Here is a 25,678-nt window from a genome sequence, read left to right as displayed (position 1 = left end):
CTGTGCCAGTCTTTGGTGACACTGTCGTGTCAGAGCGGCGCAGTCATGCTCTCTAACCACGTTTTCGCTTCTGGCGACAGTCTTGACGCGAGATTCTCCCAACATGTCGCATGGTAAGCATCCAGCCAGGCCCGCTCTTCCGTGGTTAAAAGCGAGGTTTCTATCAGCCTGCGATCAATTGGTGTCCAAGTGAGGGTTTCGAAGGCATACATCGCGCGCTGCGGGTCGCCGCCCTCGGGTGTTTCCACTGGGGTAACAACAATCAGGTTCTCGATCCGGATGCCGTAGGCACCCTCTTTGTAGTAGCCGGGCTCGTTCGACAGAATCATCCCCGGCTCCAGCGGCAGCGTCGAGGCGCGAGAGATGCGCTGAGGCCCCTCGTGTACGCTCAGATAAACGCCAACGCCGTGGCCGGTGCCGTGGTCATAGTCCAGTCCCACTTGCCACAGCGCGTTGCGGGCCAGAACGTCCAGATCACGGCCTGCAATCCCCGTGGGAAAACGCGCCATGCTGATTGCGATCATCCCCTTGAGCACGCGGGTAAAGCGGTCTTTGTGCTCTGCCGTCGGGGTGCCGATGGGCATCGTGCGGGTGATGTCAGTGGTGCCGTCGGTGTATTGCGCGCCGGAATCAACCAGCAGCAGGTCACCGTGTTGGGCTGTCCGGTTCGACTCCTCACTCACACGGTAATGGACGATTGCGCCATTCGGTCCGCTGCCAGAGATGGTCTCGAAGCTGATCTCGCGCAACTGGTTTGTGGCCGCACGAAAGCCCTCTAGCGCTTTGACCACATCAATCTCGGTAAAGGCCCCGGGCGTCTGCTGATCGAGCCAACACAGGAATTCCACCATCGCTGCGCCATCGCGCAGGTGCGCGGCGCGGGTTGCGGCGATCTCGGCATCAGTCTTGCAAGCTTTGGGCAGGACACAGGGGTCATCGCCCCACGCAATGTCGATCTCGAAGCTTTCCAGAACCTGCTGAACCAGCACAGGGACAGAGGTTTTGTCGAGCCGGACCGGCCCGCCGAGCTGGCCTAATGCCCCCTCAAAGGCGTCGAGCGGCGCGATGCTGATGTTCGGATCAGGGCCAAGCGCTTCGAACTTTTCAGGGTCCGCGAACAGGGCCACGCGGGCGTCGTCAAACACAATCGCAAAGCATTGGACAACTGGGTTGTGCGCGATATCCGCGCCGCGAATGTTCAGCATCCAGCAGATGCTGTCGGGCAGTGTCAGGACGCATGCAGCATGGCCTGCCTTTCGCAGGGCTTCTGCCACCATCTCGCGCTTCTCGCCAGAAGTCAGGCCCGCGATCTCGACGGGGAAGGCTTCGGCAGGGGCTGTCGGGCGGGCAGGGCGATCAGCCCAGATGCGGTCGACAAGGTTATCGACCGGCTTCAGACCGATTTCGGTGCCTGCCAGCGCGGCCTCGATCGTTTCGATCTCGCGCGGGGTGTGGAGCCACGGGTCATAACCGACCAAGCCGCTATCTAGCTTCTCTAACAGCCAGTCGCCCGCCTTGGTTTCTGGCCAAGGCACGGGGGTAAAGCAGTCGGCGACCTGCGATTTGACCTGCACGCGGTAGCGCCCGTCGATGAACACGCCCGCTTTATCCGCCAGCACCAGCGCAAACCCAGCCGAGCCCGTGAACCCTGTCAGCCAGGCCAGACGGTCATCGCAAGGGGCCACGTATTCCCCCTGATGGGCATCGGCGCGGGGCACCAGAAATCCGGCCAGCCCTTCGGCAGCCAATTGTTCGCGCAAAGCAGCTAGGCGCGGCGGCCCCTGCTCGGGCCGTGCGGTGACCGCGAAATCTTGAAAACTCATCCAGCTCTCCGGGTGCTGTTCTTGATCCCCATGACACGCGCACGCGCACGGGGGTCGGAGTCAAAGAGGCTCGCCAGCTGTTCGGTCATCGCACCGGCCAACTGTTCGACATCGGTGATTGTGACCGCACGTTCATAGTAGCGTGTTACGTCGTGACCAATGCCGATCGCTAGAAGTTCCACCAGCTTGCGCTTCTCGACCATGTCGATCACGTCGCGGAGGTGCTTCTCGAGGAAGTTGGCGGGGTTCACCGACAGCGTGCTGTCATCCACGGGTGCACCGTCGGAAATCACCATCAGGATCTTGCGCGCCTCGGGGCGGGCCAGCATCCGGCGGTGCGCCCATTCGAGCGCCTCACCATCGATGTTTTCCTTCAGCAGGCCCTCTTTCATCATCAACCCGAGGTTCGGGCGCACGCGGCGCCACGGGGCGTCAGCGTGTTTGTAGATGATGTGGCGCAGATCGTTCAGACGACCGGGCTGCTGGGGACGCCCCTGTTGCAGCCAGAGTTCGCGGTTCTGGCCGCCTTTCCACGCGCGGGTGGTGAAGCCGAGAATTTCGACTTTGACATTGCAGCGCTCCAGCGTGCGGGCCAGAACATCGGCGCAGATGGCCGCGATGCTGATAGGGCGACCGCGCATCGAGCCGGAGTTGTCCAAAAGCAACGTTACAACGGTATCGCGGAATTCGGTGTCTTTCTCGACCTTGAAGGACAGGGGCGTCGTGGGGTTCGCAACCACACGGGCCAGACGACCAGCGTCCAGAATGCCTTCTTCCATATCGAACAGCCAGCTGCGGTTCTGCTGCGCCTGTAGGCGACGCTGCAACTTGTTCGCTAGACGGCTGACAGCCCCCTTCAGCGGCTCGAGTTGCTGGTCCAGATAGGCGCGCAGACGTTCCAGTTCGGCGGGATCAGCCAGATCTTCGGCGCGGATTTCCTCGTCGAATTTGGTCTCAAAGACTTTGTAGTCGGGATCGGCCTCGGAATGGGGGGCAGGGGGCGGGGGCTCCATGGGCGCATCGCCCTCGGGCAGCTCGGTCTCCTCGTCAAGCTCCAGCTCAGAGTCTTCCTCCATCGAGACTTGGGCCTGGGCCTGATCCATCTGCTGATCCTGAGACCGCTCTGGTTCTGCTTCGCCTTCGTCGCTTTCGCTTTCCTCGTTGCCGTCGGAATCGGGGTTTTCGTCCTCTTCCTGCTCTTCTTCCTGCGCTTCGTCATCCTCGGACTCGTCGTCCAATTCGTCGGGGTCTTCACCCAACTGGTCGCCGTAGCCCAGATCGGTGATGAACTGACGGGCAAACTTGGCAAAGGCCTGCTGGTCGGACAACACATCGTCGATGTCCGTCAGGGTCTCGGCCCCTTGGCCCTCAAGGAAATCGCGCCACAGGTCGAGCGCGTTGTCCGCGCCCGCAGGCAGGTCGCGCCCCGTGGCCAGATTGCGCACCAGATAGCCGGCAGCGACGGACAACGGGATGTCCTTGGCCTCGGTCACCTGTTCATAGGCGCGGGTCTTGGCTTCGTGGGCGATTTTTGCGTCGATGTTGCCTGCCGTGCCGGGCATGTCGCGTGCACCCATTGCCTCGCATCGGGCGGTTTCCATTGCCTCGTAAATGCCACGGGCCATATCGCCTTGGGGGATGTAGCGCGCGGCGACCGACGCATCGTGGTAGCGGCTGCGCATCGCCAGCGCGTCTGCTGTGCCGCGCGCGATCAAAACCTCGTCACGGGTCATCCGGCGGGACACTTGGGGCAGGCGCATGGAGTCGCCCGACATGCCTGCCGGATCGACCGAATAGCTCACGGTCAAATCGGGGTTTTCCGACATGACGCGGGTGGCTTCGGCCAAAGCCTTCTTGAACGGATCGGCGGGGTTGTCGGACTTCTTCATGGTGCCAGCTTTCGGAGGACGTCGTTCATCCTCCGCAACCTAGACGCACGAGGGCGGCTTGACCATAGCGCCTGCCTAAATCCTTAGGACAAAAGCAGACCTTCGCATTCCTCAATGCGCTTCCCGAGCATGTCGGAGGCGCGGCGCACACGGCCCGGATCGACGGAGTATTGTACCTCGGTCAAGAGATGCGCGATTTCGGACCAGCCGGTCGCTTTCCACTTCACGGGCATGTTTTCCGGCATTTCTTCGGCCAGTGCATCGGGCAAAAGGGCATCTACAAGGGACTGGAACCCCTCGACCTGACTTCGCATAGCGCTGCGTTTGCTTCGGTCCATCTCGCGATGATCCAAAGACATTGCTTCGAAGCGACCCGCACAGGTCGCGAATAACTGGACCCGTTGATGGGCCCAAAAAGGAAGGGCGGAGGGTGCTGTCCCTAATACACACAAGAGGGCCGCAGCACCGATCCGGCATAGGGCTCTGTGTTTCATGTAACAAGAGTATGACGCTTTTATGAAACGTCAAATAAGCCAATCGTCGGGAAACCTATCCGAATGGCGAGAAATTCTGGTTTTCCTGACCCCTATGCCACGGAGAAGCCAAGAAAAAAAGCCGCGCATTGCTGCGCGACCCTCTCATTTCGGTAGTATTTGACCTTAGGCCAGAGCGACGCTTGCTGCGCTTTCGGGCAGCTCTTCGTTGAAGAGGCGCTGGTAGAACTCTGCCACGGTCTGGCGCTCCAGTTCGTCGCATTTGTTCAAGAAGGTGAGGCGGAACGCGTAGCCCACATTGCGGAAGATCTCTGCGTTCTGGGCCCATGCGATCACGGTACGGGGGCTCATCACCGTGGACAGATCGCCCGACATAAATGCTTTGCGGGTCAGATCGGCGACGGTGACCATCTGCTTGATGGTCTTGCGGCCTGCTTCGGTGTTGTAGTGCGGGTTCTTGGACAGCACGATGTTGGTCTCGGCGTCGATCGACAGATAGTTCAAGGTCGCGACAAGCGACCAGCGGTCCATCTGCGCCTGGTTGATCTGCTGGGTGCCGTGGTAGAGGCCGGTGGTATCGCCAAGACCCACAGTGTTCGCAGTCGCGAACAGGCGGAAATAGGGGTGTGGCTTGATGATCTCGTTCTGGTCCAGAAGGGTCAGCTTGCCGTCGGTTTCCAGAACACGCTGGATCACGAACATCACGTCCGCGCGGCCCGCATCGTATTCGTCGAACACGATCGCGACGTTGTTGCGCAGCGCCCAAGGCAGGATGCCTTCGTGGAATTCGGTCACCTGCTTGCCGTCTTTCAGCTTGATCGCGTCTTTGCCGATCAGGTCAATACGGCTGATGTGGCTGTCGAGGTTGACGCGCACGGTGGGCCAGTTCAGGCGGGCGGCGACCTGCTCAATGTGGGTCGATTTGCCTGTCCCGTGGTAGCCCTGCACCATCACGCGGCGGTTCTTTTCAAAGCCTGCAAGGATCGCCAAAGTGGTGTCGGGATCAAACTTGTAGGTGGGGTCAAGCTCTGGGATGCGGTCGTTTTCCTCGGCAAAGCCGTGGACGATCATGTCCGTATCAATGCCGAAAACATCACGTACGGAAATCTGTTCGGTCGGTTTCACCACAGCTTCTTTGCGGTCGCCCATCGCTGTCACCTTCTTGCTTTCAAACCTTCACTTGCGTGGTGCACCATAATGCGCGGGGCTACAAGGGAAAGAGCAATCTGCGAAGTTTGTTACGCGCAGATTGGTGGCGGGCTGCTCATGTGCTGGGAAGGTATGCGTGGCGGGCGCAGTGCCATGAGTATTTCCACAAAGCAGAAAGTAGAGGCGCACAGAGAAAAGGCCGCCCGAGAAAGGCGGCCTGTTCACGATTAGCGGAAGTTCCGGCTGTCTTTGACCTGGTCCCAAGCCCAGACGACCTCTTGCAGCTTTTCTTCGTCCGAACGGTCACCGCCGTTCATGTCGGGGTGCAGAACCTTGATAAGCGCCTTGTAGGCTTTGCGGATCTCGGCCTTGGTCCAGTGGTCCTTGGCTTCGAGGATTTCGATCGCTTTGCGTTCGGTCGGGGGGAGCTTGCGGGTGTGGCCGTTGGAGGACTTGCCCGGGTTGCGCGTCGCGTTCTGGCCCAGCACTTGATGCGGGTCCTCAATGCCCAAACGGGCCCAAGCGCGCTGCTCGGGGTCAGCAATCGGTTTGGTCTTGCGTTCCCAGACACGGTCCTTGCTACGCTGCGCGTTCAGCTCTGCCTCGGTGGTGCCATCAAAGAATGACCATTTCTGGTTATACTCGCGCACGTGGTCTTTACAGAACCACAGGTATTCATCCAGCACATCGGGCGCGCGGGGTGCACGGTACTTTCCGGCCTCTTCGCAGCCGGGGTGTTCGCAGTTGCGGGTAGATGTCTCGGATGCACCGGACATCCCGCGGCGACCGCGCGGGTTTTTCTTCTTGGCAGAAGAGACGGACATATCGAAACCAAAGGGGTCGTCGCGTTTGATCATGGGCATTCCCTTTTCGACTCGGACGAGAGAGTTTAAACCGACTGACGCCGGATTGAAGGGGGTAGACGAAAAAAATGTCTAATACGGATGGGCCTGTTGCGGCCGAGATGCGGTCAAGGTTGGAAGCGGCCTTTCAGCCGCAAGTGATTGTAATTGTGGACGATAGCGAGAGCCATCGCGGTCACGGCGGCTATCAGGAAGGTGGGGAGAGCCATTTTATTGTGACTCTGGTGAGTTCTGAGTTTGCGGGGATGGGACGCGTGGCCCGCCACCGCGCGGTGCACGCAGCGATTGGCAAGGACCTGATGGGCCGCATCCACGCGCTGGCGCTGAACCTGAGTGACAGGGCCTGATCTCTAGTCCTTCTTGGGTCCGGCGAAAATACGCTGGGCCCGAGACATCAGCACGCTGTTCGGCGTATCTTCGCGGTCCAGTTCGGGCTCGTCCGGTTCAAAGCCCCGAATCTCTTCACCCTCTTGCACAGTGATCTTGGCGTTGCTCAGCTTGGGCGAGACGCGGACGTTCGTGATCGTCGCTTTGGCCCGCTCGGCCTTCAGAGGCTTGTCTTCCTTGGGCGCGGCCGCCGGCTCTGGTTCGGCCTTCACGGTGGCACTCAGGGGCTGGGGCGTGATGGTTGTAACTTCGGGTTCTGCTGCGATTTCAACGTCTTCGGACGGAATCTCGCGGCGGAAGATCAGCAGGCTCTGGAATACGGTCTTGGTACCGCGCAGGCCCTCGCGGACCTCCATGGGCAGGGTGTCGGCGCGGTGATACATCCAGCCATCCTGCGCCAGATCATTCATCAGTTCCTCGACCGCATGGGCGTAACGCGCCTCGTTGGTCTTGAGCCCGGGGACCTTGGGACCTTTGGTCGGCGCGGGAATCACGCGGAATTCGTATTGGGCCATGGAAACTGTCCTCTTGTGAACCGAGGCCGCTGTATATCTGCTCATGCTGCACCCGCCAAGGGTTCGCGAACGCCTTCACACAACTTTGCGGCAGGTTGATGCCGACTCAGGAGCGGTCTGTTCATTCCTTGTTACAGATGCTGTGCAGAGCAGCACTCTGGGGCCCGTGTTTGGCCCTTGGGTCAGGTCTGGAAAGCGTATGGTTTACGTATGGCTGACGTATGTACGTTGGGGAGAAATTTTCCGAATAAGTAGATGAACTTTTGCTGGCAATATGCGATAGTGCAGGCGCAGGATCGCTTGGTAACCGCTGCCTTGAACACCAGTTGATAGGCGGGCCATCGGACGCTCGACACATAGGATATTGAGCTATCGCTTCTGGTCAAAACGGCCCCGATCCTGCGCTGTTTCCCGCTTGGAGAAACCATAATATTGAAAAATGCTTGCCTGCTCTTCAGTGAGCGAGAGTACGCGTGGATCGCTCGGCAGTAAAACCAATCCAGAATCCTTAATTTCTTTGGTTTCACCTCGTGCCAAGATTCGTCTTAGGTTTTGCGCTGCCTCAATGTTTTGAGATTTTCCATCGATATTTATCGAGCGATAGAACGCGCTCGCCACAATGTCTGAGCATTGAAGACCAGCTTCCAGATAATGTGGAACATAGTCAATCAACGGAAATTTTAGAAATCGAAAGTCGACTCTTCGTTTGTTCAGAACTGGATTGCTCTGGATTTTGAGCCACTCAAGATATGCTTTTGTTTGACCGTATGAGTGCCCGCCGCGTTTGCTAAAAACTATTTTAATCTTTGAATTTTCATCTGGGCTACCACCACAATCAAGGCTACAAAACTCAGTCACTCTTTCCAGCAATATGCGCACAAGCCAATTGTAGAACCACTGTTTCCCACCTGCTTGTTCGGCTCTAACATTTCGATATCCTCGCATATTCTTCTTGTTTGAGGCTACGACGAAAGCTCGTGCGGACTTTTTTGCCAAAAGTTCGGCTGCGCGTTTCCCTTTAGTGGGGCTAAGTTTTCGAAAATGAATTACCCGAGATTGAGAGTTTATCTCTTTGGAAATGTCGTCTAGCCAGAACTGTATCGAATGCTCATGCTTAGATCTAACTAAATATCCGGAAATAACCAGCCACTCAGTTGCGCCGTTCTCGTCGAGAGGTTTGACTTTCGATAACCCGTCATCGCCAGCTTCATCAATATAGAGGACGTATTTGTAATTATTCATTACATTTTCTTGATATCTATCTCTCCAATTATGCGAGCGCGTGTTTCGGGGCGCAAGCCGTATTTTTCGTTCGTTTCAAACAACAAAGGCGCCCCGAATGGAGCGCCTTTCGCATTTCCAGCTTTCGCTAATAATCAGAGGCCCAGTTTGGCCATGACCAGCTCGTTGACGGCCTTGGGGTTGGCCTTGCCGCCGGTGGCTTTCATGACCTGACCCACGAACCAGCCCGCGAGTTTGGGGTTGGCTTTGGCCTTTTCGACCTGCGCGGGGTTGGCCTCGATCACTTCGATCACCGCAGCCTCGATGGCGCCGGTGTCGGTGACCTGCTTCATGCCGCGCTCTTCGACGATGGCTTCGGGGTCGCCGCCTTCGGTGTAGACGATTTCGAACAGATCCTTGGCGATCTTGCCCGAGATGGCGTCCGAGGAAATCAGGCCTACGATCTTGCCCAGTTGTCCGGGCGAAACGGGGCTGCCCGTTATGTCCTTGTCGTCCTTTTTCAGGCGGCCAAAGAGTTCGTTGATGACCCAGTTCGCGGACAGCTTGCCGTCGCGGCCTGCGGCCACAGCTTCGAAGTAGTCGGCGGCCTCGACCTCGGCGGTCAGGACGGACGCGTCGTATTCCGACAGGCCCAGTTCGGTGACAAAGCGGGCTTTCTTCTGGTCGGGCAGTTCGGGCAGCGAGTCGCGGATGTCGTCGATGAAGCTGTCGTCGATTTCCAGCGGCAGCAGATCGGGGCAGGGGAAGTAGCGGTAATCGTGCGCCTCTTCCTTGGAGCGCATGGAGCGAGTTTCGCCCTTGTCCGGATCGTAGAGACGGGTTTCCTGATCGACTGTGCCACCGCCCTCGACGATCTGGATCTGGCGGCGTGCCTCGAATTCGATGGCCTGCTGGATAAAGCGCATGGAGTTCATGTTCTTGATCTCGCAGCGGGTGCCGAGGTGGCCGAAGTCGCCGGTTTCAATGAACTTCTCGTAGGCGCCCTGACGACAGATCGACACGTTCACGTCGCAGCGCAGGTTGCCGTTCTGCATGTTGCCGTCACAGGTGCCAAGGTAGCGCAGGATCTGGCGCAGTTTGCCCACATAGGCGGCGGCCTCTTCGGGGCCACGGATGTCGGGGCGGCTGACGATTTCCATCAGCGCGACGCCGGTGCGGTTCAGGTCCACGAAGGACATGTTGGGGTCCATGTCGTGGATCGACTTGCCCGCGTCCTGTTCGAGGTGGATGCGTTCGATGCGGACCTTGCGGGCCACACCGGGGCCCATGTCCACGATGATCTCGCCCTCGCCCACGATGGGGTGGTAGAGCTGGCTGATCTGGTAGCCCTGCGGCAGGTCGGGGTAGAAGTAGTTTTTGCGGTCAAAGGCCGACCACTTGTTGATCTCGGCGTTGATGCCCAGACCGGTGCGGACCGCTTGGGCCACGCAGAATTCGTTGATCACGGGCAGCATCCCGGGCATGGCCGCGTCCACGAAGGCCACGTTGCTGTTCGGTTCGTTGCCGAATTTGGTCGATGCGCCCGAGAAGAGTTTCGCGTTCGAGCTGACCTGCGCGTGCACCTCAAGACCGATGACCAGTTCCCAATCGTATTTGGCACCGGCGATGACTTTGGGTTTCGGGGGCTCGAAGGTCAGATCAAGCATGGGGGCCTCGTTTGGCTAACGGAATCCAATGGGAGGCGCGGATGCGCCTGCTGTTGCCAGAGGGATTAGCCCATGCGTGCGGGGGGATCAACGGGCGCTGTGGTTTGTGGCCCGTGTTAGCCCAGCTGTTTCACCCATTTCGGGCGGCGGGTGTTCTGCACCAGATCAACCGTGGGGGCATAGCGGCCGCCCAAGGCCAGCGTGGCCTCGCGCAGCATTTCGATGCCCTCTTCGGATTTGACAGGCAGCGCCTTGGCCGAGATCGGCTCGCCCACGGTGATGCGGAAGGGCTGGCGGTGCTTGTTCAGGGTCTCGTGGAACAGGGTGATGTCGCGCAGGGTCGGGTGGATGAAGTCGAACAGATAGAACAGCGCCGAGTTGCGGGCGCGGATGTTCACCGGAATGACGGGCAGATCGAACTTGCGCGCGATCATCGCGGCAGAGGCCATCCACGGGCGTTCGTGTAATTTCAGTTTGCGACGCTTTGCCAGACGGCCCGAGGGGAAGATTACCCCAAGGCGGCCTGCGTCCACGGCCTTGCGGGTATAGGCCATGGTTTCGCGGGTTTTGCCGTGGCTGCGTTTGTCCTTGCGCCATTCGACGGGGGCGATCATCGCGTCGAACTGGGGCAGGATGCGCAGGATGTCCGAGTTGGCGTAGAAATACGCATCATCGCGGACGTTCTGGATCACGTGCTGCAGGATGATCCCGTCTGCGATCCCCGTGGGGTGGTTCGCCACGATCAGGGCAGGGCCCGAGGCGGGGATATTGTGCAGGCCAGAGGCTTCGACGTCGCGGGCTAAGAGGCTGGCCATATGCTCCATGATCTGCGGGGCGGGCATGTTCTGGACATGCTCGCCGATGCGGATGGTGCGGTCATAGCTGAGCATGGAATTCAGAAGGCCCCGCGCCACACGGGTGCCGGGGCGGTCTGCGAACAGCCAAGGGGCGCGTTCCGAAATCAGAGGGTCAATGCGATCTTTCATGTCCAATTCAGACACCAGAAATTCTTGAAGGTAATGTGACAACCGCGAAGTGAGACGATTGTTTCCTAGGCTAGTCAAAATGATGTGACGGGCAAAGCGCTGTGCCGCGATTTGCCCGCCGTGGGCGAGGTTATGCCGCCATAATACGTTCAACCATCTCTGTTACGTCGCGGGACAGGTCGGGTTTTGCAGCAATGCGTTCCAGCTGGTCGCGAATCATGGCCTGACGGTCGGCGTCATAGCGTTTCCACGTGTCGAACGCGCTGCACATGCGGGCGGTGGTCTGGGGATTCACCGTGTCCAGTTTGATCAGCCAGTCGGCCATGGTCCGGTAGCCGTCGCCCGAGGGATGGTGGAATCCGGCAGGGTTTCCGGCCAGCGCGCCAAAGACCGCGCGGAAGCGGTTGGGGTTCTTCATGTCGAAGTCGGCGCGTTCGGTCAGGGTCTGGGCGACCTGTGCGGCGTCCTCTGGCTCTGCCAGCATGACCTGAAGGCCGAACCATTTGTCCATGACCAGACGGTCGCCGTGCCACTGCTGTTCAAACTTGGCGAGCGCGTCGGCGCCAGCCCCTGCGCGGATCAGGCAGGACAGGGCCGACAGCTGCTGGGTCATGTTGTCCGCTGCGTCATACTGGGCCTGTGCCGCCGCGCCATTGTCGAGCTTGGACAGCAGGGACAGAGCGGTGTTCGCCAGCGCGCGCTTGCCCGATTGCTCGGCGTTGGGCAGGTAGGGTTCGGTGACCGTGTTGGCGGCCAGCAGGGCGGGCAGATCGTCCTTCATGTGTTCGGCGATGGCGCGGGACAGGGTTTTGACCGCCCCATAGATCGCCATGGGATCGGGGGTCACACCGCTGGCATACAGGGTCTGCGCGATATCGTCTTGGGACGGCAGCGCCATGGCCAAGGCGCGGAAGGCGGGGTCTTGGGTGTCGTCGAGGGCCATCTGGCGTAGCGCGTCAAGGAAGCCTGTGTCGGGCTTGGTCCCTTTGGTGATCATGCGCACCAGCACGTCCTTGGCCAGCGCGCGGCCCGCCTCCCACTTGTTGAAGGGATCGGTGTCGTGCGCCAAGAGGAACGCGCGTTCCTGATTGTTGGTGTCGCGGTGCAGGACCACGGGCGCGCTGAATTCCCGCAGGATCGAGGGGATGGGGCGTTCGGTCAGGCCGTCAAAGCTGAATGTCTGCTCGGCCTCGGTCATTTCCAGCAGCGTCGTCGGCACGATTTCGGAGCCGTCATGGGCCAAGAGGCCGACGGCGATGGGGATGACCAGCGGCTGTTTGTCGGGCTGGCCGGGGGTGGGCTTGGTCTCTTGCTTGAAGTACAAGTTGTATGTGCCGTTCACCCATTCCTCGGTCACGGTCAGGTGGGGGGTGCCCGCCTGCGTGTACCAGCGCTTGAATTGGGTCAGGTCGCGGCCTGTGGCATCCTCGAACACTGCGATCCAGTCTTCGATGGTGCAGGCCTGCCCGTCGTGGCGCTGGAAGTACATGTCGAGCGCGCGGTAGTAGTCCGTCTCGCCTACCAGACGATAGAGCATCCCGATGACTTCGGCGCCCTTCTCATACACAGTCGCGGTGTAAAAGTTATTGATTTCCTGATAGGATTCAGGGCGCACGTTGTGGGCGAGGGGGCCTGCGTCCTCTCGGAATTGGCGAGCGCGCAGCATTAGCACGTCGCTGATCCGTTTCACCGGTTCGCTGCGCATGTCCGAGGTGAACTGCTGGTCTCGGAAGACAGTCAGGCCCTCTTTCAGACAGAGCTGGAACCAGTCGCGGCAGGTGATGCGGTTGCCGGTCCAGTTGTGGAAGTATTCGTGGGCGATGATGCCTTCGATCCGTTCGAAATTGGCGTCGGTCGAGGTTTCGGGGCTGGCCAGAACGGCAGAGGAGTTGAAGATGTTCAGCCCCTTGTTCTCCATCGCGCCCATGTTGAAATCGTGCACGGCCACGATGTTAAAGAGGTCGAGGTCGTATTCACGCCCGTAAACATCCTCGTCCCACTTCATCGAATCCTTCAGGGCTTGGAGCCCGAATTCGGTTTTGCCCTCGTCCCCCGGACGGACCCACAGGTTCAGGGCCACCTCGTTGCCGGAGCGCGTGGTAAAGGTGCCGCTGGTGGCGCGCAGATCGCCCGCAACCAGAGCAAAGAGGTAGGCGGGTTTGGGCCACGGGTCGGACCATTCGGCCCAGCCCTCGCCCTGATCTACCGGGTTCCCGTTGGACAGAAGGACGGGCAGGTCGCCCTCGATCCGCACGTGGAAGGGGGCCATCACGTCGGGGCGGTCGGGATAGTAGGTGATCTTGCGAAAGCCCTCGGCCTCGCACTGGGTGCAGTACATGCCGTTCGACATATAGAGCCCCTCGAGCGCGGTGTTGGTGGCGGGGCTGATCTCGACCTCGGCTTCCCACGTGAATTCGTGGTCCGGCACCTCGGCGGTCAGGCCATGGGGGGTCAGGGTCGGATTGGCGTCGTGGCCATCAATCTTGGCGCTGATCAATTTCAGCTGTTCGCCATGCAAAAAGAAGCTGCGATCGGTGGTGTCGGGGTTGGGCACAAAGTGGATGCGGCTGATAACGCGGGTTGCCTCTGGCGCCAGTCGGAAGGTCAGGCTGACCTCGTCGATCAGGAACGCGGGGGGCGTGTAGTCGGACAAATAGAATGTCTGGGGGGCAGCGTCTTTCATCGCGTCTCCTAAAGTCTTTTGGGTTCGAGTGTGGAACCTGACCCCGACTCTATGTGTTGTTTTGTGGAATGGAACCACCAACACCGAACAAAGGAGAATTTTCTCATGTCTGCACCGGACACCAACCTTGACCGCCAGAAGAAGCAACATAAACCCTCTTTGTGGGGCATCGGTGCCGCCGGTGTTTTCGGGGTCGCGCTTCTGTTGGTGATCGTCATGGTTTCTGTTGGCGCGAACGAGAAAGTCGCCGAAGATGGCGCGCCGTCTGACACTGCCCCCTCTGCTGTTGGCGTCGAAGAATAACGGGGGGCCTGTTGGCCGCAATTGTCTGGTTCAAAAGGGATTTACGGGTTGTTGACCACCCTGCGCTGACCTATGCGGCGGCGCGGGGCGACGTATTGGCCCTGTATATCGTTGAACCGGAACTCTGGGCGCAGAGCGATGCGTCCGGTCGCCAATGGGCATTCGTTTTAGAGAGTTTGAGAGAGCTGCATGTAGCCTTGAAGAGGCTGGGTGTGGCTCTTTGTGTACGTGTGGGGGACGCGGTGGATGTGCTGGAGGATTTGCGGGTCCGGCACAAGGTCACAGAGGTCGTCGCCCACGAAGAGATCGGCAATGGCTGGACCTATGCCCGCGATCTGCGGGTCGGCGCTTGGGCGCGGGGGGCTGGTGTTCAGTTCACGGAATTGCCCCAGACCGGCGTCGTGCGGCGGTTGACCTCGCGCAATGGCTGGGCGGGTCTGCGGGACCGCTTTATGGGGCAGGATGTCCTGCCTGCGCCTGTGGGTCTGCGCGGGATTGCGGCAGTGTCTGATCCGATGCCTGATCTGGGCCTCGTCGATCCTTGCCCCGATCGGCAAAAGGGCGGGCGGTCCGAAGGGTTGGCCCTGCTGGACAGTTTCCTCAGCGTGCGCGGAGAGCACTATCAGCGGCAGATGTCGACGCCTTTGCAAGGGGCCGTCGCCTGTTCGCGGATCTCGCCGCATTTGGCGTGGGGGACACTGTCTGCCCGAGAGGCCGAGGCAGCGGGCGCGGTGCGCAAGAAGACCGCTGTTGGCGGGTGGAAAGGGTCACTTCGGGCGTTCGAATCGCGGCTCGCGTGGCGGGACCACTTCATGCAGAAGCTCGAGGATGAGCCCGCGATCGAATACCGCGCCATGCACCCCGCCTACCAAGGTTTGCGAGAGGACGACCCGACTCTGCGCCGCGCATGGGAGCGGGGGGAGACGGGGTTGCCGTTTCTGGACGCCTGCATGCGGTCGCTGGCCGCGACAGGGTGGCTGAACTTCCGGATGCGATCGATGGTGATGGCGGTGGCCAGCTATCACCTTTGGCTGGATTGGCGGCACACGGGGGCCCATCTGGCGCGGCAGTTCACCGATTACGAGCCGGGGATCCACTGGTCTCAGGTCCAGATGCAGTCGGGGACCACGGGCATCAACACGCCCCGCATTTATAACCCGATCAAGCAGGGGCATGATCAGGACCCCACTGGCACGTTTACCCGCCGGTGGCTGCCGGAATTGGCTGCTGTACCCGATGCCCTGCTTCAAGAGCCGTGGAAGTGGGAGGGCGCGGCGAAGCTGGCCTATCCCGCGCCTGTGGTGGACGTCCCTGCCGCTGCGCGCGCTGCCCGCGATCGCATCTGGGCGATCCGGCGCGATGCAGGTCACGCCCCTGCCGCCGCCCGCGTGATCGAGCGCCACGCCAGCCGTCAGGACAGTGCCCGCCGGTTCGTCAACGACCGCAGCTCGCGCAAACGCGGCGGCGATTCCCGCCAGATGTCCTTGGACCTGTGACCATGGCCAAGATGCGCCGCAAATCCGATCTGCCCTCGAAAACCTGCGTTATCTGTGGGCGCCCGTTCTCATGGCGTAAGAAATGGGCGAAGGTCTGGGACGAGGTCCGCTATTGCTCGGATCGGTGCCGGTCCGAACGCCCCAAAGCTGGCCAGACCCCAGAGCGCCAGTAAAACCAGATGGAACGCGCAGATGCGGTTCAAACGGCGGGCAAAGGGTTGTTTCGTCGTCTTGTGGGTGAACACTTTCTGACCCGCTTTGGCCCCAACACTGCCGCCGATAAAGGCTAGAAAAAGCAGGCGAAATTCCGGTGTGCGGCGATTTTTCAGAATGGCGCGCAGTTTGTCCCAGCCGAACAGCAGAAACGTCAGGCCGTTCACCGCCAAATAGGCGATCACTGCCCAAGTTTCCGGCGTCACGTCCAAAAGTCTGGAAAATCCTTGCACAGCCCACCCTTTACTTGCGCACTTTCTTAGTGCCGCCGAAAAGCCTATCTTTCTTTTGACCCAATCGGAGGAACACTATGTCCCGGCCCGTTGTCGGCATCATTGGAAACCACGCCCTGCTGGACACCAGCTATCCGGTCCACGCCGGAGGCACCATGAATTCAGAGGCCGTCGCCGATGTGTGTCGCGCGATCCCGCTGATCGTGCCCGCCGATCCGCGCTATGTGTCCGTCTGCGATTTGATGGAGGCGTGCGACGGCTTTCTTTTGACCGGCGGGCGACCGAACGTCCACCCCGAAGAATACGGGGAAACTTGGACCGAAGCCCACGGCACGCCCGACCGCGCGCGTGATGCGATCACCTTGCCTTTGGTGCGGGCCTGCGTCGAACGCGGTCAGCCCGTTTTGGGCATTTGCCGTGGTTTCCAAGAGGTGAACGTGGCGATGGGTGGCTCTCTCTATCCTGAAATCCGCGACCTGCCGGGACGGGACAACCACCGCATGCCTCCTGATGGCACGATCGAAGAAAAGTTCGCCCTGCGCCACGAGGTCAGCTTTACCCAAGGCGGCCCGTTCCACCGCCTCATGGGCGCGCAAAAAGTGATGACGAACACCTTGCACGGCCAAGGGATCAAGGACGCTGGACAGCGCATTGTCATCGACGGTTACGCCCCCGACGGCACGCCCGAAGCCATCTATGTCAAGGATGCGCCGGGCTTCACCATGTCCGTCCAATGGCACCCCGAATGGAACGCTGCGAACGATCCGGTCTCACGTCCGCTCTTCCAAGCGTTCGGCGAGGCATTGGCGGCGTGGCACGCCCACCGCAGACCGCAAAAGCTGACGGCATAGCTGTGAAACGCTCGGTAGATCGTCGATTTCGCGATCACTAAGTGCCAAACAGGTATTTTTGGATCAGGTTTTGCCTCTCTGAGTTGCAAGAATCGAAGGTGATGCCGCATACACCTATCCGTTAGTGGTGCCTTTTCGGCGCTTCGATGGATATTTTTAAGGATCTGATATGTTCAAGCCTTTCTTTACCGCAACAGCCTTGGTGTTTGGTGCAACCGCAGTTCAAGCTGCATGCTTTAGCTACGAAGAGACCGGCGGCGGCAGCTTGCCTGTCGTTGAAATTTGCACAGGCGAGATGAATGGCGGCGAGGAATGCTTCTACGACGCTGTAACAGTGACATGCGGGAATGCGACCAGTGCGTTTAGCGAGTTTATTTCGGGATACGCCATCACGGTCACGTTCAATGATGCGGGAGAAGAGGTGACATCGGTTTCTCAGTACGGCGAGGAGATCGACATTCCGAGCAATATGTTCGTGTCCTGCACGCCTGTTGGAGAAAGCGGCGAAGAGGCCTGCAATATGTTTGCGCCTCTCAACTGATTTTGGCGCTTGGCGGGGCCGTCGAGGGCCCCGTTTTTTCAAGTCACCGCCGCGCGCGCCTTGTATTCGGGGCGGTCCCAGAGGCGGTTTTGCATGACATCTGCGATAATTTCGACCGCACGGGTGACGTCGTCCATCCCGATATAAAGCGGAGTGAAGCCAAAGCGCATGATGTCCGGCGCGCGAAAGTCGCCGACCACGCCGCGGGCGATCAAGGCCTGCATGGCGGCATACCCTTCGCCAAAGCGGAAGGACACTTGGCTGCCGCGCTGGGCGGGATCGCGCGGGGAGGCGAGGGTTAGGTCCGGACAGGCGGCTTCGACCCCTGCGATGAAGGCTTCGGAGAGGTCTATCGAGGCGGCGCGCAGGGCACTCATGTCGACCGTATCCCAGATGTCGAGCGCAGCGTCCAAGGCGGCCAGCTGGATCACCGGCGGGGTGCCGCAACGCATACGGGCAATGCCTTCGCCCGCACGGTAGGCCTGTTCAAACGCAAAAGGGGTAGCGTGGCCGAGCCAACCCGACAGGATCGGGCGGGCCATGTCCGCGTGCTGGGGCGCGACGTAGATAAAGGCAGGTGCGCCGGGGCCGGCGTTCAGGTATTTATAGGTGCAGCCCACGGCGAAATCCGCATGAGCGCCGATCAGATCTACGGGGACCGCTCCGGCAGAATGGGCCAGATCCCAGACTGTCAGGGCGCCAACTGTGTGGGCTTGGGCGGTCAGGGCGGCCATGTCGTGCATACGGCCGGTGCGATAATCGACTTCGGTCAACATCAGGACGGCGACATCCTCGGTGATGTTTTTAGCGATGTCTTCGGGGGCGACGACTCGCAATTCGTAATCGGGGCCCAGTGCGCCAAGCAGTCCTTCGGCCATATAAAGGTCCGAAGGGAAGTTTCCGCTGTCGGAAAGCACGACTTTCCGATCTGGGCGCATTTGCAGGGCGGCGGCGAGGGCTTGGAAGACTTTGATCGACAACGTGTCGCCAACCACGACGTGGCCTGCGGGGGCGCCGATCAGACGTCCGATCCGGTCGCCAAGGGCTGCCGGTTGCGCCATCCATCCGGCCTTGTTCCAGCCGCCGATCAGCATCTGGCCCCACTCATCGGTCACCGTGCGGGCGACACGGTCTGCGGTGGCGCGGGGCAGGGGGCCAAGAGAGTTTCCGTCCAGATAAACAAGCCCTTCGGGCAGATCAAAGAGCGCGCGGGTGGCGGTGAAATCGGTCATGAAAGCTCCTTTGGCGTATGGGGCTGGATCGTGACCCTAGGACAAGGGACCCGCAAGAGGGGACGCGGCGGCACGTGCCCCGCTGAGAATAGGCGCTGACCGCAACAATCTGCGAAAAAAGATGCATTACAGCCACGGAATTGCGACCTTGTGCCACGATCCGATGGTCTGACTTGCACCCATGCTGCCATGCGGCAAGACTGCGCGAGCGTTGCAAAGAGAGGGAGGTCAGTTTGCGCAGTCCGGTTCAATGGATCGATATGCCACCTGTGTGGCTGTTGGCGGCCATCGTCGCGGCCTATGCCATCGGTGTTGTCGAGCCGATGTGGTTGACCTTTGGCGGGCTATGGGCGCAGCTGATGGCCGGCGTTTTGATCGGCGGGGGGCTGATCCTGCTGGCGCTGGCGATCTATGAGATGCGCAGCAAACGGACGACAGTGATTCCCCACCAAGAGGCGGATCATCTGGTCACCTCCGGCATCTTTAGCCGCTCTCGGAATCCCATCTACATGGGGGATATGTTGATTTTGGCAGGGTTTATTCTGCGGTTTGACGCGGTGCTAGCGCTAACCCTCTTGCCAGTCTTTGTCTGGGTGATTGAACGTCGCTTTGTTATTCCCGAGGAAGACCGCTTACGGCGAAAATTCAGGGCGGAATTCGCGCGATATTGTCATAAAACCCGCAGATGGATCTGACTACAGTTCAATCATAATGATCATGAAAATTGCGTGCTTGTGAAATAATCTTGCGCAAGTTACACGAAATCTATCCGTAATAACCTCTTCCAGAGGTGGTTTACGTTAAGTGAAGGGGGACTATACCTGTGAAAATCGGAACACCAAAAGAAGTGTTCGAGGGGGAGCGTCGCGTTGCGATGACTCCGGACTCGGCACTTCAGCTGCAAAAGCTGGGGTACGAGTGTGCCATCGAAACCGGCGCTGGTGAGGCCGCTGGCTTCTCCGATGCAGCGTACGAAGCGGCGGGTGTCGAAATTCTGCCCACCGCGGCGCAGCTGTTCAAAGCCGCGGACATCATTGCCAAGGTTCGTGAACCCAACGAAACCGAAGCCAAACGCCTGAGCGCTGACAAAACGCTGATCAGCTTCTTCTGGCCTGCCCAGAACGCAGAGATGCTGGAGCTGTGCAAATCCAAAGGCGCAAGCGTCATCGCGATGGACATGGTGCCCCGCATCAGCCGCGCGCAGAAGATGGACGCCCTGTCGTCGATGGCAAACATCGCCGGTTACCGTGCGGTGATCGAAGCGGGTAACAACTTTGGTCGCTTCTTCACCGGTCAGGTGACTGCGGCGGGTAAAGTGCCCCCCGCCAAAGTGCTGATCGTTGGCGCTGGTGTGGCCGGTCTGGCCGCGATCGGGACCTCGACCTCGCTGGGTGCGATGACCTACGCGTTCGACGTGCGCCCCGAAGTGGCCGAGCAGATCGAATCCATGGGCGCCGAGTTCGTCTATCTGGACTTCGAAGAGGAAAGCCAGGACGGCGCGGCCACCGGCGGCTACGCGGCTCCTTCGAGCCCCGAGTTCCGTGAAGCCCAGCTGAAGAAGTTCCGTGAACTTGCGCCCGAGATGGACATCGTCATCACCACCGCTCTGATTCCGGGCCGTGATGCACCTGTCCTGTGGACCAAGGACATGGTCGAGATGATGAAGCCCGGCTCGGTCGTTGTTGACCTTGCAGCCGAAAAGGGCGGCAACTGCGAGCTGACCGAAAAGGATCAGCGCGTTGTTTCCGACAACGGCGTTGTCATCATCGGCTACACAGACTTCCCCAGCCGTATGGCGACACAGGCATCGACCCTGTACTCGACCAACATCCGTCACATGATGACCGACTTGACCCCTGAAAAGGACGGTCAGCCGAACCACAACATGGAAGACGACGTGATCCGCGGTGCGACCGTGACTCACGAGGGCGAGATCACCTTCCCGCCGCCGCCGCCCAAGGTGAAGGCCATCGCGGCCCAGAAGCCCAAGGAAAAAGCGCCGGAACTGACGCCCGAAGAAAAGCGTGCAGCCGAAGTCGCGGCCTTTAAGAAAGAGACCAAGACCCAAGTGACGCTGCTGGCCGTTGGTGGCCTGCTCTTGCTGGCTGTTGGTCTGGTGGCGCCTGCAAGCTTCATGCAGCACTTCATCGTGTTCGTTCTGTCGGTCTTTATCGGCTTCCAAGTCATCTGGAACGTCAGCCACTCGCTGCACACTCCGTTGATGGCTGTGACCAACGCGATCTCGTCGATCATCATTCTGGGCGCGCTGATGCAAATCGGCTCGGGCTCGTTCCTGGTGATCCTCCTTGCCGCGCTGTCGGTCTTTATGGCTGGCATCAACATCTTTGGCGGCTTCCTCGTGACACGGCGTATGCTCGCCATGTTCCAGAAATCGTAAGGAGTAGACGATTATGGAATTCGGTTTCACTACGGCGGCATACGTCGTCGCCGCTGTCCTCTTCATCCTGTCGCTGGGTGGTCTGTCCGGTCAGGAAAGCGCAAAGCGCGCCGTATGGTACGGTATCGTGGGCATGGCGCTGGCCGTGTTCGCAACTCTGATTGGTCCCGGTTCGGGTCTGTGGCTGCTGTCGCTGCTGCTGATCGCGGGCGGTGGTGCCATCGGTTTTGTGGTCGCCAAGCGCGTCCAGATGACCGAGATGCCCCAGCTGGTGGCGGCAATGCACTCGCTGGTCGGTCTGGCGGCTGTGTTCGTCGGCTTTATCGCGCACATTGAAATGTCGCGCGTTGCGGGCATGGATCAGGAAACCAAGGATGCTCTGAAGGGCTTTGCCAAGCTGATCGCCAAGAAAGACGGCGTCGAGCTGAACATCCTGCGCGTTGAGCTGTTCCTTGGTATCTTCATCGGTGCTGTGACCTTTACTGGTTCGGTTATTGCCTATGGCAAGCTGGCGGGCAAAGTCACCTCTGCTGCGAAGAAGCTACCCGGCGGTCACATCCTGAACGCAGGCGCGGCGATCATCTCGGTGCTCTGCCTGTTCTGGTACTTTGGCACCGGTGGGTTCTTCCCGCTGTTCGTCATGACCCTGCTGGCGCTGTTCATCGGCTACCACCTGATCATGGGTATCGGCGGCGCGGACATGCCCGTCGTGGTCTCGATGCTGAACTCGTACTCGGGTTGGGCCGCGGCTGCGATCGGCTTCAGCCTTGGCAACGACCTCTTGATCGTTGTTGGTGCGCTGGTGGGTTCGTCTGGTGCGATCCTGTCCTACATCATGTGTAAGGCGATGAACCGTTCGTTCGTCAGCGTTATCCTTGGTGGCTTTGGCGGCGCTGCTGGCCCCGCGATGGAAGTTGAGGGCGAGCAGATTGCAATCGACGCAGACGGTGTTGCCACCGCTCTGAACGAAGCAGACAGCGTCATCATCATCCCCGGCTACGGCATGGCGGTGGCTCAGGCGCAGCAGTCGGTTTCGGAAATGACCCGCAAGCTACGCGCAGCTGGCAAAGAGGTGCGTTTCGCGATCCACCCCGTTGCAGGTCGTCTGCCCGGTCACATGAACGTTCTGCTCGCAGAGGCCAAAGTGCCCTACGACATCGTTCTGGAGATGGAAGAGATCAACGACGACTTCCCCGAGACCGATGTTGTCATCGTGATCGGCTCGAACGACATCGTGAACCCTGCCGCACAAGAAGATCCCAACAGCCCCATCGCCGGTATGCCGGTTCTGGAATGCTGGAAGGCCAAGCAGGTGTTCGTGTCCAAGCGTGGTCAGGGTACTGGCTACTCGGGCATCGAAAACCCGCTCTTCTACAAAGAGAACACCCGTATGTTCTACGGCGATGCGAAAGCGTCGATCGACAGCCTGCTGCCGATGCTGAAGTAATCCGGACCATCCGGTTCGATTGAATGAGGCCGCCCTTGGAAACAGGGGCGGCCTTTTCTATCCCGTTCTATTCATTCCAAAGATGCCCGCGGAATGAGGATTTAAGTTTGCATGAATCGTAAAGAAGGGCTTGCGAATTTACAGAATTGTAGAGGCAACTTTTTACCGTAAGCTCAAATCTATCGAAGGATGGTCGTTAACAAAGGACGAAGGGATGAGCGCCCAAAAGTACCTGAAGCCATCTTTGATGATCGGTCCGCCGTTGGACCACAATGTTGCGAGTTCCGCCCCGTAAGGGCAAACTGAGGATCTATCTAGGAACGCGCAATGACCGTCTCTTATGAACTTCTGAACCGCTTGAAAGCACGCCGCAACGCGCCCCGTGCCAAGATTGATGTGCAGCAGGAATATGTGATTGTCCTATCAGAAAACGGCGGAGAAACCCGCGAGTTGGTGATGCCCCGCGCACCTAGCATTCAGGCTTTGGCCCGTATCGCCCCGAATGCGGTTCTGGCCGAAGTGCGCGTCCGCAACAATCGGTCGCATCCGGATGGTCGTGACCCGTTTTTCGCGCATAAATAACGACTTAGCGGTGAGCGGCTGTGATTTGAAAACTCGGTATACAGTCGCGCACACATAACCCACTGAAAATGCGAACTATTTTCTTGAAAGGCGGCCGGAAATCGGTAGCTTGCAAAGAAAGATAAAAGGTTCGCTGATGACTGCCATTTCCGATCACCCGCTGCGTTACGCCTTGGCGAACGAATTGCACGCCCGACCGTTTCCAATGCTGACGGCGCCGTGTCGCGCGCTCTTTCTGGCGATCAAGAAGCAAAAAGATGCAGCCAGTCGCGACAAGTCGCAGGATCGGGAACATCTGCTGGCGCTGCTGGACCGGTATGGCGCCCCCCATCCGCAACCGGGCGCGACCCATTGGTCGGGGCAGATCGGCAAGCACATCCTGAAATGGGAACAGCATACCGAATTTATGACGTTCACGGTCTTTCTCGAAGGGCTGGGGGAGCGTGCATTCGACCCGGCTGATTTCGACGTCTTTCCCGAGGGATGGCTGAACGATGTGCCCGGCGTGCGTGTGACCTCTGCCATGGTGCGAATCGAGCCGCAGGGCACCCCCGAAGAGATGCAGCGCAAATGCGATGACTGGTTTGTTGCGGAAAGTATGGCGATCTCGACGGTGCTGGATGACGCGGCCACCATTGCGGGCGATTTCCGAATCGATCCTGCGGGGCATATGCGGTTCGTGATCTTTCCTGCCGAGCATACGGGCGAGCGCCGGATCGGGCGGATCTTGCAGCGCCTGTGCGAGATCGAGACCTACAAGAGCATGTCGATGCTGGGGCTGGCGCGGGTGCGGGCGATGTCCGATCAGCTGGGAGAGGTGGATAGCCGTCTGACGCGCCTCATGTCGGATATGAGCAGCGCAACCCACGACAAACCCGAAGAGACCCTGCATTCGCTACTGACGATCTCTGCCGAACTAGAGAGCCTGCAAACGCAGGCCGCGTTCCGGTTTGGGGCAACAGGGGCCTATGAGGCGATTGTAAACCAGCGGATCGAGGTGCTGCGCGAGGCGCGGGTGTGGGGGCGTCAGACCTTTGCCGAGTTCATGATGCGGCGGTACGACCCTGCGATGCGGACGGTGAAATCCACCGAGCGGCGCTTGGCCACCATGTCGGATCGCGCGATCCGCGCCGCGCAACTGCTGCAGACCCGTGTGGACGTGGACCGGTCGGCCCAGAACCAAGCACTGCTCGAAAGCATGGATCGCCGCGCCGACCTGCAACTGCGTCTGCAAGAGACTGTCGAGGGCCTGTCGGTCGTGGCGATCAGTTATTATGCGGTCAGTTTGGCGACCTATCTGCTCGCCCCTGTGGGCAAGCTGGTGCATCTGGAAAAGACCGAGCTGACGGCTTTGGTCACTCTGCCGGTTGTAGTGATTGTGTATCTGATGATCCGGCGTATCCGGAACCAAGTGCACTAGTCCGATCCACAAAGCGGGCGGCAATCGCGCCGCCTGCTGCGATGGACAGGATGGCAAGGATAGCCGACACACCGAGTGTGGGAACACCCGCCAGACCTGCGCCAATGGTGCAGCCACCGGCCAGAACACCGCCAATGCCCATCAGTGCGCCACCAGCCAGATAGCGGCCCATCTGCGACGGGCTGTCAAAGCCCTGCCATGCGAAGCGGCGACCGATCAGGCTGGCAACCAGTGCACCCACCAGAACACCGCCCACGAGGCCCGCGCCAAAGGTTGGCTCGACCGCGGTGCTGGCAATTACGTAGAACAGGCTGTCCGCCATGGGCGCGGTGAAGGCGAGGCTTTCCAGCGCGATGGGGTCGAATTCATCCAGCAGGACGTAACCGGTGCCAACCCATGCGGCGGGGACCAACAGGCCAATTACGGCGCCAGCGATCAGGGTTAGGGGGTTGATCCGAGCAGTCAGGCCGTAGACCAGCGCGGGCACAGCCACGACCAATGTCCAAAGCAACGAACCGCCAGGCAATGCCGCCAGCGAACCGATGCCGAAGTCCACGGTCTGCGCTGACAGAGCGGTGCGCAGAGGGGCCAAGAGGCCTTTCATCGTGGCATGGGCCACAACGGCGAACGCCAGCATGACGACCAATGCACGCAGGTTGCCGGTCGCGCTCAGGATCGTCAGGCGGGTGATGCAGCCGCGGGTCAGGACCATGCCGATGCCAAAGGCCAGACCGCCGATAACGATCGCCAGAACAGGCAGGGCGGTGGTGGTATAGCGGTGGCCGCCGAAATCAATCAGGCCTGCCATGACGGCGCCTTGGGTGCCAAGGATCGCAAAACCCAGAGCCCAGAGCCACAGACCACCTGCCGAGCGGCGCCCTGCACTGGGGCCGGCGACGGCGCGGCGGAAACAGAAACGGGTCGGCTCTGCCAGCAGACCAAAGATCAGGCCCAGTGCCAGTGCCAGCCAGACGCTTGCTTCGCGCGGGGTGATGTCCCCCAGTCCCAGTTGTTCAAACATCGCGCACCCTCTCGGAAAATCGGAATTCTGTTCTCAAATGCTTGGGCATTAACAGTCTGGCAAGGCTTTTCATTATGGGGTCGAGGAGTCCACGTGGGAAACTGTTCCGATTGCGCGATGCTGCGCAGGACAAGCGTTGTGATGGCCTTCGGCTCGGGTGATGGTGGTCGGCAGAAGCAGGGGCGGGGCAGTAGGACTGTCCTTTTCTGCCCTGAACACTGGAAGTCGCGCTCTGCGGGCGTAGCTTTGCCCCAGACTAAATCG

Annotated in this window: 23 protein-coding genes and 1 pseudogene; 11 read left to right on the top strand and 13 right to left on the bottom strand. The window is 59.9% G+C overall.

The genetic code is table 11. The features are described from left to right. Positions 1 to 29: 29 nt before the first annotated feature. From AB9K37_RS15785 to AB9K37_RS15765, 5 genes are all read right to left on the bottom strand, one after another. Positions 30 to 1,823 (bottom strand): aminopeptidase P family protein, encoded by a 1,794-nt coding sequence (locus tag AB9K37_RS15785; protein ID WP_369840596.1) that lies wholly within the window; start codon positions 1,821 to 1,823, stop codon positions 30 to 32. Then, positions 1,820 to 3,712, bottom strand: coding sequence for a cobaltochelatase subunit CobT (cobT, locus tag AB9K37_RS15780; protein ID WP_369840594.1), 1,893 nt, complete (start codon positions 3,710 to 3,712; stop codon positions 1,820 to 1,822). The genes AB9K37_RS15785 and cobT overlap by 4 nt, the downstream gene beginning before the upstream one ends. 83 nt (positions 3,713 to 3,795) lie before the next feature. Continuing rightward, a complete protein-coding gene (locus AB9K37_RS15775) occupies positions 3,796 to 4,050 on the bottom strand; it encodes a hypothetical protein (RefSeq protein WP_369840592.1) in 255 nt (84 codons plus the stop codon). Between the two features lie 321 nt (positions 4,051 to 4,371). After that, positions 4,372 to 5,355 (bottom strand): cobaltochelatase subunit CobS, encoded by a 984-nt coding sequence (gene cobS, locus AB9K37_RS15770; protein WP_072707159.1) that lies wholly within the window; start codon positions 5,353 to 5,355, stop codon positions 4,372 to 4,374. A gap of 227 nt (positions 5,356 to 5,582) precedes the next feature. After that, a complete protein-coding gene (locus AB9K37_RS15765) occupies positions 5,583 to 6,209 on the bottom strand; it encodes a DnaJ domain-containing protein (RefSeq protein ID WP_369840673.1) in 627 nt (208 codons plus the stop codon). A gap of 77 nt (positions 6,210 to 6,286) precedes the next feature. On the opposite strand from AB9K37_RS15765, the gene AB9K37_RS15760 reads away from it, so the two are divergent. Then, positions 6,287 to 6,565, top strand: coding sequence for a BolA family protein (locus tag AB9K37_RS15760; protein WP_369840590.1), 279 nt, complete (start codon positions 6,287 to 6,289; stop codon positions 6,563 to 6,565). 3 nt (positions 6,566 to 6,568) lie between these two features. Here AB9K37_RS15760 and AB9K37_RS15755 read toward each other — a convergent pair whose 3' ends face one another. The 5 genes from AB9K37_RS15755 to pepN all read right to left on the bottom strand — a co-directional run bounded on the left by AB9K37_RS15755 (position 6,569) and on the right by pepN (position 13,677). Further along, on the bottom strand, positions 6,569 to 7,120 hold the full coding sequence (locus AB9K37_RS15755) for a DUF4177 domain-containing protein (RefSeq protein WP_369840588.1): 552 nt from the start codon (positions 7,118 to 7,120) through the stop codon (positions 6,569 to 6,571). Positions 7,121 to 7,489: 369 nt separating this feature from the next. Then, a complete protein-coding gene (locus AB9K37_RS15750; RefSeq protein ID WP_369840586.1) occupies positions 7,490 to 8,362 on the bottom strand; it encodes a DUF3800 domain-containing protein in 873 nt (290 codons plus the stop codon). A 134-nt stretch (positions 8,363 to 8,496) separates the two neighbouring features. Then, positions 8,497 to 10,008 (bottom strand): Asp-tRNA(Asn)/Glu-tRNA(Gln) amidotransferase subunit GatB, encoded by a 1,512-nt coding sequence (gene gatB / locus AB9K37_RS15745; RefSeq protein WP_369840584.1) that lies wholly within the window; start codon positions 10,006 to 10,008, stop codon positions 8,497 to 8,499. A 116-nt stretch (positions 10,009 to 10,124) separates the two neighbouring features. Beyond that, positions 10,125 to 10,994, bottom strand: a complete 870-nt coding sequence (locus tag AB9K37_RS15740) for a 1-acyl-sn-glycerol-3-phosphate acyltransferase (protein ID WP_369840582.1) — start codon at positions 10,992 to 10,994, stop codon at positions 10,125 to 10,127. 130 nt (positions 10,995 to 11,124) lie between these two features. Next, a complete protein-coding gene (gene pepN / locus AB9K37_RS15735) occupies positions 11,125 to 13,677 on the bottom strand; it encodes an aminopeptidase N (RefSeq protein ID WP_369840580.1) in 2,553 nt (850 codons plus the stop codon). A 105-nt stretch (positions 13,678 to 13,782) separates the two neighbouring features. Between pepN and AB9K37_RS15730 the strand changes: the two genes are divergently transcribed. From AB9K37_RS15730 to AB9K37_RS15720, 3 genes are read left to right on the top strand one after another with little or no spacing between them, the layout of a single operon-like run. Then, a complete protein-coding gene (locus AB9K37_RS15730) occupies positions 13,783 to 13,980 on the top strand; it encodes a hypothetical protein (protein ID WP_072707153.1) in 198 nt (65 codons plus the stop codon). An 11-nt stretch (positions 13,981 to 13,991) separates the two neighbouring features. Next, entirely contained in the window at positions 13,992 to 15,476 is a 1,485-nt protein-coding gene (locus AB9K37_RS15725) for an FAD-binding domain-containing protein (RefSeq protein ID WP_369840578.1), read from the top strand. A 2-nt stretch (positions 15,477 to 15,478) separates the two neighbouring features. Further along, positions 15,479 to 15,649 (top strand): DUF2256 domain-containing protein, encoded by a 171-nt coding sequence (locus AB9K37_RS15720; protein WP_369840576.1) that lies wholly within the window; start codon positions 15,479 to 15,481, stop codon positions 15,647 to 15,649. Positions 15,650 to 15,700: 51 nt separating this feature from the next. On the opposite strand, the pseudogene AB9K37_RS15715 reads toward AB9K37_RS15720, so the two are convergent. Further along, positions 15,701 to 15,856: pseudogene (locus tag AB9K37_RS15715) on the bottom strand (DUF1294 domain-containing protein); the annotation flags it as partial. A gap of 143 nt (positions 15,857 to 15,999) precedes the next feature. Between AB9K37_RS15715 and AB9K37_RS15710 the strand changes: the two are divergent. After that, positions 16,000 to 16,773 (top strand): gamma-glutamyl-gamma-aminobutyrate hydrolase family protein, encoded by a 774-nt coding sequence (locus AB9K37_RS15710; protein WP_369840574.1) that lies wholly within the window; start codon positions 16,000 to 16,002, stop codon positions 16,771 to 16,773. A 169-nt stretch (positions 16,774 to 16,942) separates the two neighbouring features. Further along, positions 16,943 to 17,314 (top strand): hypothetical protein, encoded by a 372-nt coding sequence (locus tag AB9K37_RS15705; protein ID WP_369840572.1) that lies wholly within the window; start codon positions 16,943 to 16,945, stop codon positions 17,312 to 17,314. Positions 17,315 to 17,352: 38 nt separating this feature from the next. Here the strand turns inward: AB9K37_RS15705 and kynU are convergent, their stop codons facing one another. Continuing rightward, positions 17,353 to 18,546, bottom strand: coding sequence for a kynureninase (gene kynU, locus AB9K37_RS15700; RefSeq protein WP_369840570.1), 1,194 nt, complete (start codon positions 18,544 to 18,546; stop codon positions 17,353 to 17,355). Positions 18,547 to 18,806: 260 nt separating this feature from the next. Here kynU and AB9K37_RS15695 point away from each other — a divergent pair, with 260 nt between their 5' ends. From AB9K37_RS15695 to AB9K37_RS15675, 5 genes are all read left to right on the top strand, one after another. Then, the gene (locus tag AB9K37_RS15695) at positions 18,807 to 19,241 is read left to right on the top strand and encodes an isoprenylcysteine carboxylmethyltransferase family protein (protein WP_369840671.1); all 435 of its coding nucleotides are present in this window, start codon (positions 18,807 to 18,809) and stop codon (positions 19,239 to 19,241) included. 128 nt (positions 19,242 to 19,369) lie between these two features. After that, positions 19,370 to 20,944 (top strand): Re/Si-specific NAD(P)(+) transhydrogenase subunit alpha, encoded by a 1,575-nt coding sequence (locus tag AB9K37_RS15690; RefSeq protein WP_369840568.1) that lies wholly within the window; start codon positions 19,370 to 19,372, stop codon positions 20,942 to 20,944. Between the two features lie 13 nt (positions 20,945 to 20,957). Next, the gene (locus AB9K37_RS15685; protein WP_369840566.1) at positions 20,958 to 22,391 is read left to right on the top strand and encodes an NAD(P)(+) transhydrogenase (Re/Si-specific) subunit beta; all 1,434 of its coding nucleotides are present in this window, start codon (positions 20,958 to 20,960) and stop codon (positions 22,389 to 22,391) included. 327 nt (positions 22,392 to 22,718) lie between these two features. After that, positions 22,719 to 22,973 carry a hypothetical protein gene (locus AB9K37_RS15680; RefSeq protein ID WP_369840564.1) on the top strand — a complete coding sequence of 85 codons (255 nt, stop codon included), beginning with the start codon at positions 22,719 to 22,721 and terminating at the stop codon, positions 22,971 to 22,973. Between the two features lie 136 nt (positions 22,974 to 23,109). Beyond that, the gene (locus tag AB9K37_RS15675) at positions 23,110 to 24,393 is read left to right on the top strand and encodes a DUF3422 family protein (protein ID WP_369840563.1); all 1,284 of its coding nucleotides are present in this window, start codon (positions 23,110 to 23,112) and stop codon (positions 24,391 to 24,393) included. Here the strand turns inward: AB9K37_RS15675 and AB9K37_RS15670 are convergent. Further along, positions 24,329 to 25,414, bottom strand: coding sequence for a YeeE/YedE family protein (locus AB9K37_RS15670; protein ID WP_369840561.1), 1,086 nt, complete (start codon positions 25,412 to 25,414; stop codon positions 24,329 to 24,331). The genes AB9K37_RS15675 and AB9K37_RS15670 overlap by 65 nt on opposite strands. Positions 25,415 to 25,678: the final 264 nt, after the last annotated feature.

The organism is Donghicola sp. XS_ASV15 (assembly GCF_041224595.1).
Lineage (GTDB): Bacteria > Pseudomonadota > Alphaproteobacteria > Rhodobacterales > Rhodobacteraceae > Donghicola.
The sequence above is the reverse complement of the archived record's forward strand: the minus strand, read 5'-3'. Positions and strand labels throughout refer to the sequence as shown.